Below are 13,308 nucleotides of genomic sequence, written 5' to 3'. Positions count from 1 at the left end.
CGGCTGTCACGAACAGTTCGAAAGACGTGCATCCGGCCGTAAGCGCGCGTCCCCCGGGCCCGCATAGGGGGCACCGGGGGACACCGGGGGACGCGCGCCTGCCGGGCGGGCCGACCGCGCCGTTAGAGGCCCGGCCCGATCGAGGTCAGGCGGCCGCGCAGGCGGGCGTGGGGGCGGAATTGGACGCGTTCCAGGAGGCGATGAAGCCGAAGGTGGTGCTCGCGCCGGCGCCGAGGGAGCCGTTCCAGCTCTCGTTCTTCACGGTCACGCTCGCCCCGCTCTGGGTGGCCTTGCCGCCCCACACCTGGGTCACCTGCTGCCCGTTGGCGAAGGTCCAGGTCACGGTCCAGGCGCTGACGGGAGCGGTGCCCGTGTTCTTGACCGTGACCTCACCCTGGAAGCCGCCGCCCCACTGATTGGTGATCTTGTAGGTCGCGCCGCAGCCCGAGGGCCCGGACGAGGGCGAGGGCGAGGGGGACGGCGACGGAGAAGGCGACCGGGTCGGCGAGGGCGACGGGCTGGGGCTGCGACTCGGGCTCGGGCTGGGGGACGGCTGCGCGCCGCCGAGCAGGGCCGACAGGGCGGGGTACCACTTGTCCGCCATCTTCTGGTTGCCGCTGTCGTTGGGGTGCACGCCGTCGTAGGTGTCCGTGCTCGTGCTGAAGCCGGTCCACTGGTCGACGACCACGATCGGGGAGGCCGCCGTGGTCTTCGCGGCGGCCCAGCCCGGGATCGCGCTGTTCAGGGCGACGGCCCGCTGGGCGCACTCGGGGCAGGTGCTCGGGTTCATCGGGATGATCTGGGCGACCAGGATCTTCATGTTCGGGTTGCTCGCCCGCATCTGGTCCACGAGCTTGCCGTAGGCCGCGAGGATCGTGTCGGTGGGCTTGTTGCTCCATACGTCGTTGGTGCCGAAGTGCATCATCACGATGTCGGGACGGGTCGCCGAGAGCCAGCCCGGGAGCTGGTTCTGGTCGGCGACGTTCGTGACGAGGAAGCCGCCGTGGCCCTCGTTGTCGCCGTCGTACGGCACCCCGCACCCCTGGGCGGGCAGCGTCCCCACCATGTCGATGTCGGTGAAGCCGCCGTTCTGCAGCTTGTTCCACAGCAGGGCCCGCCAGCAGCCGGGCGATCCGGTGATCGAGTCGCCAAGGGGCATGATCCGCACCGTTGCCGCCTCGGCGGGCCGGGCGACGAGCAGCCCGAGCACCACGAGCAGGGCCGCCACCACCGCGCTTCTCTTCGACATCGCGTCTCTCCCTCGTGCTGTCCGGCGCGATGGTAGAGAGCGGCCCGCCGCCCGGCCCAGGGACGAGACGTGGCAAAAGCCCTGACCAGCGGGGACCCATGTACGTTTCATCCGATGACTCGCCCGGTCGGCGGTCGCGTCCCCCGCCGGCCTCAGTTGGCACTCCGGGCGCATCCTCCCCCTCGTTCATCGCCTGCGGCGATGCCGGGTTCCCCCTGGCAGCACGACCGAATATGCTGCACGTCGGTCTACTTTTCGCACGTCACCGAGAGGATTCGGTCCCCATGTACAAGGAGTTCCTCGGCGAGGTCGTGGTGTGGCTGATTCCCATCGTCATCCTCGTGGGCATCGCGCTGCTGGTGACCAGCCACGCCTGACGACACATCCTGAGGAGGGCCGGGCCGCGAGGCCCGGCCCTTTTGTTTTCGCTCCTCACGGTGCGACAACCCGGCCCGCGGCAGGAACCCAAACGCCACTGACGTCTCAACTGGTGACTAATGACTACAAAAGTATCACTAAGCCGGAATCTTGATCATTTCGACCGGATCATGTGATACTCCGCCAGTGATGTTCGGTGTGATCGCTGGACGAGGCCCAGGCGAGGGGCGTCCGGCCACACGCATACCGCGAGAGGGAGACGGCCGTGACCTCCGAGGCGATCAACATCCATCGGGTCGTGAGGCCACCCGCCCTGCCGTTACGCCGCACCCTTCGTCCTCTGCTGCGCGATCCGGTGAACGCGCTCGGGGGCTTCGCGAGGCAGGCTCACGGTCAGGTCGTTCGATTGGGCCTCGGGCCGTTCCGTCCCTATCTGGTGAGCCACCCGGACCACGTCCAGCACGTCCTGCGCCGTGACTGGGAGAACCATCCGCGCGAGGGCATGTTATGGAAGCCGGTGGAACGGCTGGCCGGCAGAAGCATCATCAGCGACGGCGCTGACTGGGAGTCCGCCCGACGGATCATGCAGCCTCTCTTCACCGCCAGGTACGTCGCGAGCCTGACCCGGGACATGGCCGAGACGATCGACGAGGGCATCACGGCGTGGGAGCCGTACGCGCGGGCGGGGCGGTGGATCGACATCTACGAGGAGATGAGCCGCCTCGTGAGCAAGACCGTGATCCGCGTCCTGTTCGGCAGCAAGATCTCAGTCGCGGACGCCGAACGGCTCGGTCCCGCCTACGCGATCGCCGCGACCTCGTTCGCCTCCCGGCTGCTGCTGCCGTTCGCGCCGGACTGGATCCCGCTGCCGGGAGACCGGGCCTTCATGCGAGCGGTGAAGACGATCGACGAGGTCGTGATGCCGCTGGTCAGGCAGGCGATCAGGGAGCCGGGTGACGGCAACGACATCATCTCGGCGCTCGCCCGCGCCCGCCGCGACGAGGAGGACGCGGCAGCGGAACGGCAGATCAGGGACGATCTCGTCAGCATCTACGGCGCGTCGGTGGAGACGACGGCGGTGGCGCTGACCTGGCTGTGGCCGATCCTCCACGACCATCCCGAGGTCGCCGCCCGGCTGTACGAGGAAGTGGAGACCGTGGTCGGACGCGGGCCGGTGGACGCGGAGTGCCTGCCCCGGCTCACGTACATGAAGGCGGTGTTCAACGAACTGCTGCGGCTGTACCCGCCGGGCTGGATCCTGCCCCGGATCGCGGCGAAACCGAGCCGGCTCGGTGATGTGCCGATCGAGGCCGGTTCCACGCTGTTGATCAGCCCTTTCGCCACCCATCGTCTCGAGGAGTTCTGGGACCGTCCCGAGGAGTTCGACCCGGAGCGGTTCGCCGAGGGCGGCGGCCAGGAACGCCGGCACCGGTACGCCTACTTCCCGTTCGGCGGGGGCCCGCACGTCTGCATCGGTCAGCACCTCTTCTACGCGGAGGCGCCGCTGATGGTGGCGGGTCTCCTTGCCCGCTTCCGCCCGCAGGTGCGCGCTCCCCGTCCGCTCACGCCGTTCCCGGCCGCGTCGCTGCGTCCAAAGGAGCTCGTCGAGGTGCGCCTGGTCCCCGTCAGTGGGGGCGCCGCGGCATGACCTTGGCACGAAGCCGCGAAGCCGCGCACCTGGCGGCGGCGGCCGCAAGTGGCAGGACCAGCGCCCTCGCGGCGCGCTGCCAGCGAGACCTGCAGGAATGCGCGGGGGCCTTCCCCGAGCTGTTCGCCGCCAATCCGTTCGACGCGACGCTGTTCGCCACGGTGTCCCTCGCTAACGCGTTCGGCTCTCCGTGGGCGACGGCGGAGCAGCTCAGGATCGCCAACCGCACGTCCTTGTGGATCTTCGCGGTCGACTGGCTGATCGATCATGAGGCCACCTCACAGGAAGAGATCGACGAGATCCTGCGGGGCTGCCTCGCGGTGGCGTACGGCCGGGAGCCCGTCCCACATACGCCGCTCACCCGGTTTCTCGCCGCCATTCGCGACGATCTCGCCGCGTCCCCGCTCTTCCCGAGCCTCCACGCGGCCTGGCGCGCCGAACTCGAACGCATGCTCGGCGCCATGGCACGTGAGTGGAAGTGGAAGCAGGGCGGCGAGACCGCGCTGCCGACGTTCGAGGAGTATCTCGGCAACGCCGACAACTTCGGCTCGACCCTGGTGAACGTCGGGCACTGGATCCACTCCGGCGATCCGCTCCTCATCCCCCACCTGGACGAACTGCTTCGGGCGAGCGGCATCGTCCAGCGCGTGCTGCGCCTGCTCAACGACCTCGCGACGTACGAACGCGACGTCGGCTGGGGGGATCTGAACGCCCTTATGCTCGGCGTGTCCCGGGACGAGGTGCTCGCGCGTGTCGCGGCCCTCACCGGCGAATGCCGTGCCGTGCTCGGGCCGCTGCGGTCGATCCGCCCGGACGAGTCGGCCTACCTCGAACGACAGATCGGTTACAGCACGGGCTTCTACGGGCTCGCGGACTACTGGGGCGAACTGTGAGCGTGAACGACTTTGCCCCGCAGGTGGCGGCCGACGTCAGCCGTGCGGCTCAGGACCTGGTGCTCGGACTGATGTCGATGCCCTGGGGGCAGGTGTCCCCGTCGGTCTACGAGACCGGCCGTCTGGTGACGCTGGCTCCCTGGCTCACCGGGCATGGCGAGCGGGTGCGGTGGCTGATCGACACCCAGCGGAGCGACGGCGGCTGGGGAGCCCCGGAGGGCTATGGGCTGGTACCCAGCCTCAGCGCGACCGAGGCACTCCTTTCGGTGCTGGGCCGGGGCGACGACACCGGCGTCGGCGTGGAGACGTTGCGGGACGCGGCGGCGCGTGGGCTGCGACTCCTGTCGCGCTGCCTCAGCGGCGCCGCGCTGACGTTGCCCGACATGCCGGCCATCGAACTGATCGTCCCGTCCCTGGTCATGCTCATCAACGAGCACCTCGCGGAGAACGGGATGAGCGCCCCCCTGGCGCTGCCCGTGGGGATGAGCGTCGCCCCGCTGGAGGCGGTGCGCGCCTGGCTGGCGTCGGAGGCGGAGATCCCGCAGAAACTCCTCCACGCGCTGGAGATCGCCGGCGACGCGGCCAACGGGGCGGCCGTGGTCCGCGTGACCGCGATCGGTACGGTCGGCGCCTCGCCGGCGGCGAGCGCGGCGTGGCTGGGAGACAGGGGACCGAGCGAGCCCGGGCATCCCGTCCGCTGGCACCTGGAGGCCATCGTGCGCAGGCACGGCGGTCCGGTGCCGGTGGGCCTGCCGATCACCGTGTTCGAACGCGGGTGGGTGCTGAGCTGGCTGGCCCGCGCCGGGATTCCGTTCGAGGTCCCGCCCGAGATGCTGGCGGACCTGAGGGCGGCCATCGGACCCGCGGGCACCCCCGCGGGAGCGGGTCTGCCGCCCGACGCCGACACTACGTCCGTCGCGTTGTACGCGCTGGCCCTGCTCGGCGTGCAACACAGGCCGGACAGCCTGTGGGCCTTCGAGACGCCGACGCATTTCTGCACCTGGCAGGGGGAGGAGGGCTCCTCCGTCAGCGTGAACGCCCACGTGCTCGACGCCTTCGGCAAGTACGCCGCGGTATGGCCGGCCGAAGCGGCACGGTATGCCCCCGCGATCGGCAAGCTGACGGGCTGGCTGCTCGAGCGGCAGCGGGAGAACGGAAGCTGGGACGACCGCTGGCATGCCTCGCCGTACTACGCGACCGTGTCCTGCTCCCTCGCGCTGCACGAGTTCGGCGGCCCCGGTGCGGCGCAGGCGGTGCGCGCCGCGATCGAATGGGTGCTGGACACCCAGCGCGATAACGGGTCATGGGGCCGCTGGTCCGGTACGGCGGAGGAGACGGCCTATGCCCTGCAACTTCTGCTGTTCGCGGGGAGCGGTGAGCGCGTTCGGGATGCGGCGGCGCGTGGGTACTCCTACCTGCTGGAGGCCGCCGATGTCGCCGAAGGGCCGCCGCTGTGGCACGACAAGGACCTCTACCGACCGCAGGCGGTCGTCCGTGCGGCCGTCCTCGCCGCGATTCACCTCGCACAGTCCCGGTCACTTGGTGTGAGGCCCGTCAGTCAAGTATGATCTCCCCACGGGAAATCCGTCGAATTCGGAAAAGTGGACATTTTTGCCGCTATTTTCCCGACTTGAGGGGTTTTCGGGGCCTTTGCTAAGGTGTCCGAGTTATAGCGCGGGTGTGGGGTGAGCAGCGCTTGCGACCCATGACGTCGTGCGAGTGTTAATCGTCGCGAAACCTCGCGTTCGCCGATTTCGCAAGGTGGTCTCATGCGCTTCCGTAATTCCAGGGTGCGGACCAAGGTGACGGCGTTGCTGGTGTCACTTGCCGCGCTGTGGGCGTTCGCCGCGTGGGTGACGCTACGGGAGGGTCTGAACCTCGTCTGGGTCGCGGTCTACGACAAGGGAGTGGCGCAGCCCAGCGAAACGCTCCTGGTGGAGTTGCAGCAGGAGAGGCGGCTCACCGCTGTGGTCCTGGCCCAGCAGTCGTCCGCCGACCGTGCCGCCCTGACCGCCCAGCGGGCGCGCACCGACGCCGCGGCCGCCGATTTCCGCCGTCTGTCCAAAGCCGGCGACGTCCAGTTCGCCGCGGACGACGTGCTCCGGCGGCGCATCGACGAGATGATCCGTCAGCTGGACGGCCTGCGCAAGAACCGCGGTCTCGTCGACGGCGGGCAGGCGGACCGCGTCAAGGCGTTCGACGGCTACACCACCGTCATCGACTCCGTCTACGACACCTACGACGCCCTGGCCACGCTGGACGACGAGGGCGTCGCCGAGGACACGCGGGCGCTCATCGAGCTGAGCCAGGCGCGGGAACTGCTCTCGCAGGAGGACGCACTGCTCGCCGGCGCCCTGTCGGAGGGACGGCTGACGGTGCAGGAACGCGCCCGCTTCACCCAGATCGTCGGCGCGCAGCGCTTCCACCACAGCGAGGCCGTGCAGGTGCTGCCCGACGGCGACCGTGCCGCCTTCGATCGCCTGGAGCGAACCCAGGCCTTCACCCGCCTGCGGGCGCTCGAAGAGGCCGTCATGGAGAGCACGCGGCCCGGGGGTCTGCCGCCGATCGGCGAGGACCAGTGGAGAGCAGCGACGCAACCGGCCCTGGCGCAACTGCAGAAGACGATCCTCGACGCCGGTGACCGACTGGTCGAACGGACCACTCCGGTCGCCGTCGCGGTCATCGCGCGCCTCCTGCTGGCCGGTGTGCTCGGCCTGGTGGCGGTCATCGCGTCGATCATCCTGTCGGTCACCACGGCCCGTGCGCTGGTGCGTCAGCTGGAGAAGCTGCGCGAGGCCGCGCTCGAACTGGCCAACGAGCGGCTGCCCGGCGTGGTCGCCCGCCTCGCCCAGGGCGAGAAGGTCGACGTCAAGGCGGAGGCGCCGCCGCTCGACTTCGGGCCCGACGTCATCGGCCAGGTGGGCGCGGCGTTCAACACCGTGCAGGAGACCGCCATCCGCACCGCCGTCGAGGAGGCCCAGCTCCGGCAGAGCATCCGCGACATCCTGCTCAGCCTCGCCCGGCGTACGCAGTCGCTGGTGCACCGCCAGCTCACGCTGCTCGACGTGATGGAGCGGCGCGAGTCGGACCCGGCGGAGCTGAAGGACCTGTTCCGCATCGACCACCTCGCCACCCGCATGCGGCGCAACGCGGAGAACCTCATCGTCCTGTCCGGGGCGTCCCCCGCCCGCGCCTGGCGGCGCTCGGTGCCGATGGTCGACGTCGTACGCGGCGCGCTGGCCGAGGTCGAGGACTACACCCGCGTCACCGTGATGCCGATGGGGGAGACCGCGCTCATCGGACGCGCGGTGGGCGACGTCATCCACCTGCTCGCCGAGCTGATCGAGAACGCGGTGTCGTTCTCCCCGCCGTACACGATGGTGCAGGTGGGCGGCCAGGTGGTGGCCAGCGGGTACGCGATCGAGGTCGAGGACCGCGGCCTCGGAATGAGCGCCGAGGATCTGGACGCGACCAACCAGCGGATCGCCGACCCGCCCGAGTTCAACCTGTCGAGCACCGCCCGGCTCGGCCTGTACGTCGTCAGCCGCCTGGCCGAGCGGCACGGGATCAAGGTGTCGCTCAAGGCGTCGCCGTACGGCGGCACGACCGCGGTCGTGCTGCTGCCGCGCGACCTCGTCATCGAGGGCGGGGAGGACCTGCCCGAGGAGGAGACCTCTCCCGGTCTCCCGCGGCGGGAACCCGGCTCCCGGAAGATCGCGCTGGTCGGCGCGCCCGAGGCGGTTCCCGGACCAGTTCAGGAGGTGGTTCCCGTGCCGAGGGCTCCCGAGCCGCCCAGGCCCGTGCAGAGCGCCCCACTCTCCGGCGGCGCCGATCCGGACGGGCCCGCGCCCTCGGCTGGGTTCACCCCGTCGGGACTGCCCTTCCGGGTGCCGCAGGCCAACCTCGCGCCCGCGCTCGCCGAGGAGCCGAGGAAAGCGGGCGAGGCGGAGGAGGAAGAGGATCGCTCGCCGGAGGACATCCGCAAGATCATGGGCTCGTTCCAGTCGGGGACGAGGCGCGGCAGATCCGAGGCCGCGAAGATGCTGGGTGAAGAGGAGGACAACCTGTGACGCAGAAGACCGGGGCCTCCGCGGACCTCGCGTGGCTGCTCGACGACCTCGTCGCGCGGGTCCGCGAGGTCGAGCACGGCATCGTGCTGTCCACGGACGGCCTGCTGCTGGCGGGATCGCAGGGACTCCACGTGGAGGACGCCGAGCACCTGTCCGCCGTCGCCTCCGGCCTGCAGAGCCTGGCGCGCGGCGTGGGCGAGCGGTTCCAGGGCGGAGCCGTACGGCAGACCATCGTGGAGATGAAGTCGGCCTACCTGCTCGTGACCGTGGCGGGCCAGGGCGCCTGCCTGGCCGTGCTCTGCACGGGAGACGCCGACGTCGGCCTGGTGGCGTACGAGATGGCCATGCTCGTCGTGCGCGTCGGGCAGTACCTGACCTCGCCCGCCCGGACCACGATCGACCGGGCCGCGCTGGACCGGGCCGCCGGGAGCGAGGTCCGCCGGTGAACCCCGAGTGGAGCCCGGACGAGGAGCGCTTACTCGACGCGCCGACCATCCGGCCGTACGTGATCGCACGCGGCCGTACGGAGGCGCAGGACCGCTTCGACCTCATCTCGCTCGCGGTGACGATCCGGCCCACCACGGGAGCCGAGATCGGGCTGGACCCCGAGCATCAGGCGATCGTGCGGCTGTGCCGCAGACCGCTGTCGGTCGCGGAGATCGCGGCCCATCTGGACCTGCCGGCCGGGATCGTCCGGGTCCTCCTCGGCGACCTGTTCGACCGGGGTTTCGTGGCCGTGCAGCAGCCCCAACCGGAGATGGACATGCTCGACGAGCGGATGTACAAGGCGGTGCTCGATGGCCTTCGGGCGCTCTGATTCCGCGAACAACCCGCCGAAGATGCCCACGGCGATCAAGTTGCTGATCGCCGGAGGCTTCGGGGTGGGCAAGACCACGATGGTCGGGCGGTGTCGGAGATCCGGCCGCTGCGCACGGAGGAGACGCTGACCGACCGCAGCGTCGGCGTGGACGACCTGTCCGGGGTCGAGGCGAAGGCGACCACCACGGTTGCCATGGACTTCGGCCGGATCAGCATCGGGCAGGACTTCGTCCTCTATCTCTTCGGCACCCCCGGCCAGGAGCGGTTCTGGTTCGTCTGGGACGAGCTCGCCCGGGGGGCGCTCGGCGCGGTCGTGCTGGCCGACACCCGCAGGCTCGCCGACTGCTTCCCCTCCGTCGACTACTTCGAGCGGCGCGGCACGCCCTTCGTCGTCGCGGTCAACTGCTTCGAGGGCGCCCCGGTCTTCGACCTGGACGAGGTCAAGCTCGCGCTCAACCTCAGCCAGGACGTGCCGATCATGCTGTGCGACGCGCGCAAGCGGGAATCGGGCAAGGAAGTCCTGATCGAGCTCGTCAAGCACGCGTACGGCAAGCGCCCGACCGCCGCCGCCCGCTGACGCTTTCGCCGGCTCCTCACCCGGTCTGGTGTCCGGGTTTCTTCGCGTGCGCGGCTTTCTTGCGTCGCCCACGATTTACGTTTCGCGGCGAAGCGGCGTTTCCGTACCCGCGGTTCCCGCGCGGTCCGCGCCCGTTCGGGTTTCGGCTGCCCCTTAATGCCGCCTGATTGCTGCCTATTCATCCCTTTTGGGCGTCGTGGTTCGGTCGTGCTTTCCTTCGCCGTCGACCGTGCGTAACAGGTGCACAACAGCCGTTGATATGAACCTAACCCCCCTGTAACCTCGGCCCCATCGCAGAAACTATCGGGCGACTGCCGAAAGTTTCGGTCGGAATCCAGAAGGGAAACCACCGTGAAGTTGAGTCGGCGAGGTGCGGCGCTCATGGCGGCGTCGGCACTGGTCCTCGGGGGATGTGGTAGTACCGGGAACGACGCCGGCGAGAGCAAGAGCTCAGCCGGCGGCAAGGTGACCGTCGAGTTCTGGAACATCTGGACCACCGAACCCCTGAAGAGCTACGGCGCTCAGGCGATCAAGGATTTCCAGGCCGCGCACCCGAATATCACCATCAAGAGCGTTCCCTACGAGAACGAGGCGTTCAAGGCGAAGCTGACGACGCTCACCCAGTCTGGCAAGGCGCCGGACATCTTCCAGACGTGGGGCGGTGGCGTGCTCGCCCAGCAGGTGGAGGCGGGCCTGGTCAAGGACCTCACCACCGACGCCGGATCCTGGCTCGGCACGTTCACGGACGCCGCGCTGTCGGCGTACAAGGTGGAGGACAAGCAGTACGCCATTCCCGACGACATCGGCATGGTGGGCTTCTGGTACAACAAGGCGCTGTTCAAGAAGGCCGGGATCGCCGAGCCTCCGGGGACCTGGTCGCAGCTCATCGACGACGTCAAGAAGTTGAAGGCCGCCGGGGTCACCCCGATCGCGCTCGGCGGCAAGGACAAGTGGCCGGGCCACTACTACTGGGCCTACCTCGCCATGCGAATCGGCGGCCTCGACGCGCTGAAGCAGGCCGGTGAGAGCAAGGACTTCACGGGTCCCGCCTTCGTGCAGGCGGGGCAGAAGCTCAAGGAACTGGCCGATCTCCAGCCGTTCCAGAAGGGCTACCTCGGTGCGACGTACGGCGACCCGGGCGGCCAGGCCGCGACGATGGGCGACGGCAAGGCCGCCATGGAGCTGATGGGCCAGTGGGCGCCCGCGGTCCAGAAGGACGCCGGCAAGGGCCTCGGCGACGACCTCGGCTTCTTCCCCTTCCCGGCGGTCGACGGCGGCAAGGGCGCGATCACTGACGCCTTCGGCGGCGGCGGTGGCTTCGCGATCGGGGCCGACGCCCCGGCGGAGGCCATCGAGTTCCTGAAGTTCCTCACCGACAGCACCGAGCACCGCAAGGCCGTCGCGACCGGTGGCCTGCTCCCGGTCCTGAAGGGCGAGGAGGACGCGGTCACCGACCCGAACCTGAGCGTGGTCGCCAAGAACCTCGCCGGGGCCACCGGGTTCCAGCTCTACCTCGACCAGGCGTACCCGCCGGCCGTCGGTCAGGAGGTCAACGACTCCGTGGCTCAGCTGATCGGCGGAACCAAGACGCCCGAGCAGGTGGCGCAGGCCATCACGGAAACCGCGAAGTCGGAGTAACTGTCGCGTGAAGACGACGAGACCCCGGAGCCGCAGGCTCCGGGGGTTCACCACGATCCTTCTGTTCCTGCTTCCCGCGCTCGTGCTCTTCCTGGCGCTCGTCGTGGCGCCGATCCTGCTCGCCTTCTACGCGAGCGTGTTCAAGTGGAACGGCATGCGCGGGCTGCCGACGAACTTCATCGGCATGGCGAACTTCACCCGCGTGCTGGCCGACGAGGTCTTCCTGGGCGACCTGTGGCGCGGGCTGCTGCTGATCATCTTGTCGGTGGCGATCCAGCTTCCCCTCTCGCTGGGCATCGCCATGCTGCTCAACCAGAAGATCCGCGGCCGGGCGTTCTTCCGCCTGCTGTTCTTCGCCCCGTACGTGCTGTCCGAGGCGATCACCGCGGTCCTGTTCATGATGATCCTGTCGCCCACGGACGGCCTGGCCAACTACATCCTCGGCTGGTTCGGCATCGACCCCCTCGACTGGTTCGCCGACCCGTCGACGGTCATGATGTCGGTGTTCATCGTCATGACCTGGAAGTACTTCGGCTTCCACATGATCTTGTACATCGCCGGGCGTCAGGGCATCCCGAAGGAGCTCACCGAGGCCGCCCAGATCGACGGCGCGACGGGGTGGAAGGTCTTCCGCTACGTCACGCTGCCGCTGCTCGGGCCCACGATCCGCATCAGCGTGTTCCTGTCGGTCATCGGTGCGATCCAGCTGTTCGACCTGGTCTGGATCATCACCGGCGGAGGCCCCTCGCACTCCTCCGAGACCATGGCCGTCACGATGTTCCAGTTCGGCTTCAAACGCTTCCAGGTCGGCTACGCGAGCGCGATCAGCGTCGTGATGTTCTTCATCAGCCTCGTGTTCGCGCTCTTCTACCAGCGATACGTCATGCGCCGCGACCTCGAAGGAGCCTCCACCGTGCTGCGAGACCAGCGATGAGCGCCAACCGTCACAGGCAGTCCCCGACGTCGGGCGGTCCGCTGCGCAGCATCTCCCTGCACGCGATCGTCGTGATCACGGCGTTGTTCGTCGGTGTCCCGCTGCTGTACGCCGTGATCGGCGGGTTCAAGACCACCCGGCAGCTCTCGAGCAACCCGCTCGGCCTGCCCGACCCCTGGGTGCCGGAGAACTACACGAGCATCCTCGCCTCGGGATCGTTCTGGCACATGCTCTGGAACAGCACGTACATCGCGGTGCTGACCACGCTCGTGGTCGTCGCGGTGTCCGCGCTGGCGGCCTTCGTGTTCGCGCGCTTCGCCTTCCGGGGGCGTGAGGCGCTGTTCACGATGTTCGCCGCCGGGCTCATGTTCCCGTTCGCGGTGGCGATCCTGCCGCTGTTCGTGCTGCTGCGGATGTTCGGGCTGCTCGACAACCCGCTCGGTGTGATCCTTCCGCAGGCGGCCTTCGGCATGCCGATGACGATCATCATCCTGCGCGGCTTCTTCCGGGCCATCCCGGGGGAGATCGAGGAGGCGGCGATCCTCGACGGGTGCTCCCCGTTCGGCTTCTTCTGGCGGATCCTGCTGCCGATGGCCCGGCCCGCGATCGCCACGGTCTCCGTGCTCGCGGTCGTGAACAGCTGGAACCAGTTCATGCTGCCGCTCGTGGTGTTCAGCGACGACAGCCTCTTCACCATCCCGCTGGGCGTCCAGCAGTTCCAGGGGCAGTATTCGACGGACATCGCCCGGGTCATGGCCTACATCGTGGTCGCGATGCTGCCCGCCCTCGGCTTCTACGCCGTGGCCGAGCGCCAGCTCGTCAGCGGCCTGACCGCGGGGGCCGTCAAGGGCTGACCCGCGTGTACAGCCGTACGGCGTAGCCGAGCACGCGGACGGCCCGCTCCCGGCGGTAGCTCTCGCGCAGCAGCAGCCGCTTGGCCGAGTCGCGCGAGGACGAGAGGTCGGCGGGCGCGGGATGGGGACGGCTCACCACCCATACCCGCGGCGCCGCGTCCAGCGACGCGGCGATCTCGCCCGCGGCAGCTCACGCCCGGCGAGCGTGCCCGCGCGCGCCGCCGGCCCGCGCGCCGCGTCGCGGACGC

General features: G+C 69.3%; 11 protein-coding genes and 1 pseudogene. 10 read left to right on the top strand and 2 right to left on the bottom strand.

Annotated elements, in window-relative coordinates:
* Positions 1 to 145 precede the first annotated feature (145 nt).
* Entirely contained in the window at positions 146 to 1,249 is a 1,104-nt protein-coding gene (locus B1L11_RS34445) for a cellulose binding domain-containing protein (RefSeq protein ID WP_079319509.1), read from the bottom strand.
* Positions 1,250 to 1,892: 643 nt separating this feature from the next.
* Here B1L11_RS34445 and B1L11_RS34440 point away from each other — a divergent pair.
* The 10 genes and pseudogenes from B1L11_RS34440 to B1L11_RS34395 all read left to right on the top strand — a co-directional run bounded on the left by B1L11_RS34440 (position 1,893) and on the right by B1L11_RS34395 (position 13,060).
* A complete protein-coding gene (locus B1L11_RS34440; protein WP_079319508.1) occupies positions 1,893 to 3,275 on the top strand; it encodes a cytochrome P450 in 1,383 nt (460 codons plus the stop codon).
* A complete protein-coding gene (locus B1L11_RS52660; RefSeq protein ID WP_079319507.1) occupies positions 3,272 to 4,168 on the top strand; it encodes a terpene synthase family protein in 897 nt (298 codons plus the stop codon). The genes B1L11_RS34440 and B1L11_RS52660 overlap by 4 nt, the downstream gene beginning before the upstream one ends.
* A gap of 2 nt (positions 4,169 to 4,170) precedes the next feature.
* Positions 4,171 to 5,736 carry a prenyltransferase/squalene oxidase repeat-containing protein gene (locus tag B1L11_RS34430; RefSeq protein ID WP_179155457.1) on the top strand — a complete coding sequence of 522 codons (1,566 nt, stop codon included), beginning with the start codon at positions 4,171 to 4,173 and terminating at the stop codon, positions 5,734 to 5,736.
* Between the two features lie 201 nt (positions 5,737 to 5,937).
* On the top strand, positions 5,938 to 8,238 hold the full coding sequence (locus B1L11_RS34425) for a nitrate- and nitrite sensing domain-containing protein (RefSeq protein ID WP_079319506.1): 2,301 nt from the start codon (positions 5,938 to 5,940) through the stop codon (positions 8,236 to 8,238).
* Positions 8,235 to 8,684, top strand: coding sequence for a roadblock/LC7 domain-containing protein (locus tag B1L11_RS34420; RefSeq protein WP_079319505.1), 450 nt, complete (start codon positions 8,235 to 8,237; stop codon positions 8,682 to 8,684). Before B1L11_RS34425 ends, B1L11_RS34420 begins: the two co-directional genes overlap by 4 nt.
* On the top strand, positions 8,681 to 9,055 hold the full coding sequence (locus B1L11_RS34415; protein WP_079319504.1) for a DUF742 domain-containing protein: 375 nt from the start codon (positions 8,681 to 8,683) through the stop codon (positions 9,053 to 9,055). Before B1L11_RS34420 ends, B1L11_RS34415 begins: the two co-directional genes overlap by 4 nt.
* Positions 9,036 to 9,634 (top strand): annotated as a pseudogene (locus B1L11_RS34410) (ATP/GTP-binding protein). Before B1L11_RS34415 ends, B1L11_RS34410 begins: the two are co-directional and overlap by 20 nt.
* 351 nt (positions 9,635 to 9,985) lie before the next feature.
* Positions 9,986 to 11,272, top strand: a complete 1,287-nt coding sequence (locus tag B1L11_RS34405) for an extracellular solute-binding protein (RefSeq protein ID WP_218671492.1) — start codon at positions 9,986 to 9,988, stop codon at positions 11,270 to 11,272.
* A 7-nt stretch (positions 11,273 to 11,279) separates the two neighbouring features.
* The gene (locus B1L11_RS34400) at positions 11,280 to 12,206 is read left to right on the top strand and encodes a carbohydrate ABC transporter permease (protein ID WP_079319502.1); all 927 of its coding nucleotides are present in this window, start codon (positions 11,280 to 11,282) and stop codon (positions 12,204 to 12,206) included.
* Complete coding sequence (locus B1L11_RS34395) at positions 12,203 to 13,060, top strand: carbohydrate ABC transporter permease (RefSeq protein ID WP_079319501.1); 858 nt, start codon at positions 12,203 to 12,205, stop codon at positions 13,058 to 13,060. Before B1L11_RS34400 ends, B1L11_RS34395 begins: the two co-directional genes overlap by 4 nt.
* On the opposite strand, the gene B1L11_RS47355 is transcribed toward B1L11_RS34395, so the two are convergent.
* A complete protein-coding gene (locus B1L11_RS47355; protein WP_179155458.1) occupies positions 13,050 to 13,196 on the bottom strand; it encodes a hypothetical protein in 147 nt (48 codons plus the stop codon). The two genes, B1L11_RS34395 and B1L11_RS47355, sit on opposite strands and share 11 nt — an antisense overlap.
* Positions 13,197 to 13,308: the final 112 nt, after the last annotated feature.

It is taken from the genome of Microbispora sp. GKU 823 (assembly GCF_002027145.1).
Classification (GTDB): Bacteria; Actinomycetota; Actinomycetes; order Streptosporangiales; family Streptosporangiaceae; genus Microbispora; species Microbispora siamensis.
Note: the sequence above shows the minus strand (reverse complement) of the source record. Positions and strands in the feature narration are given on the sequence as shown.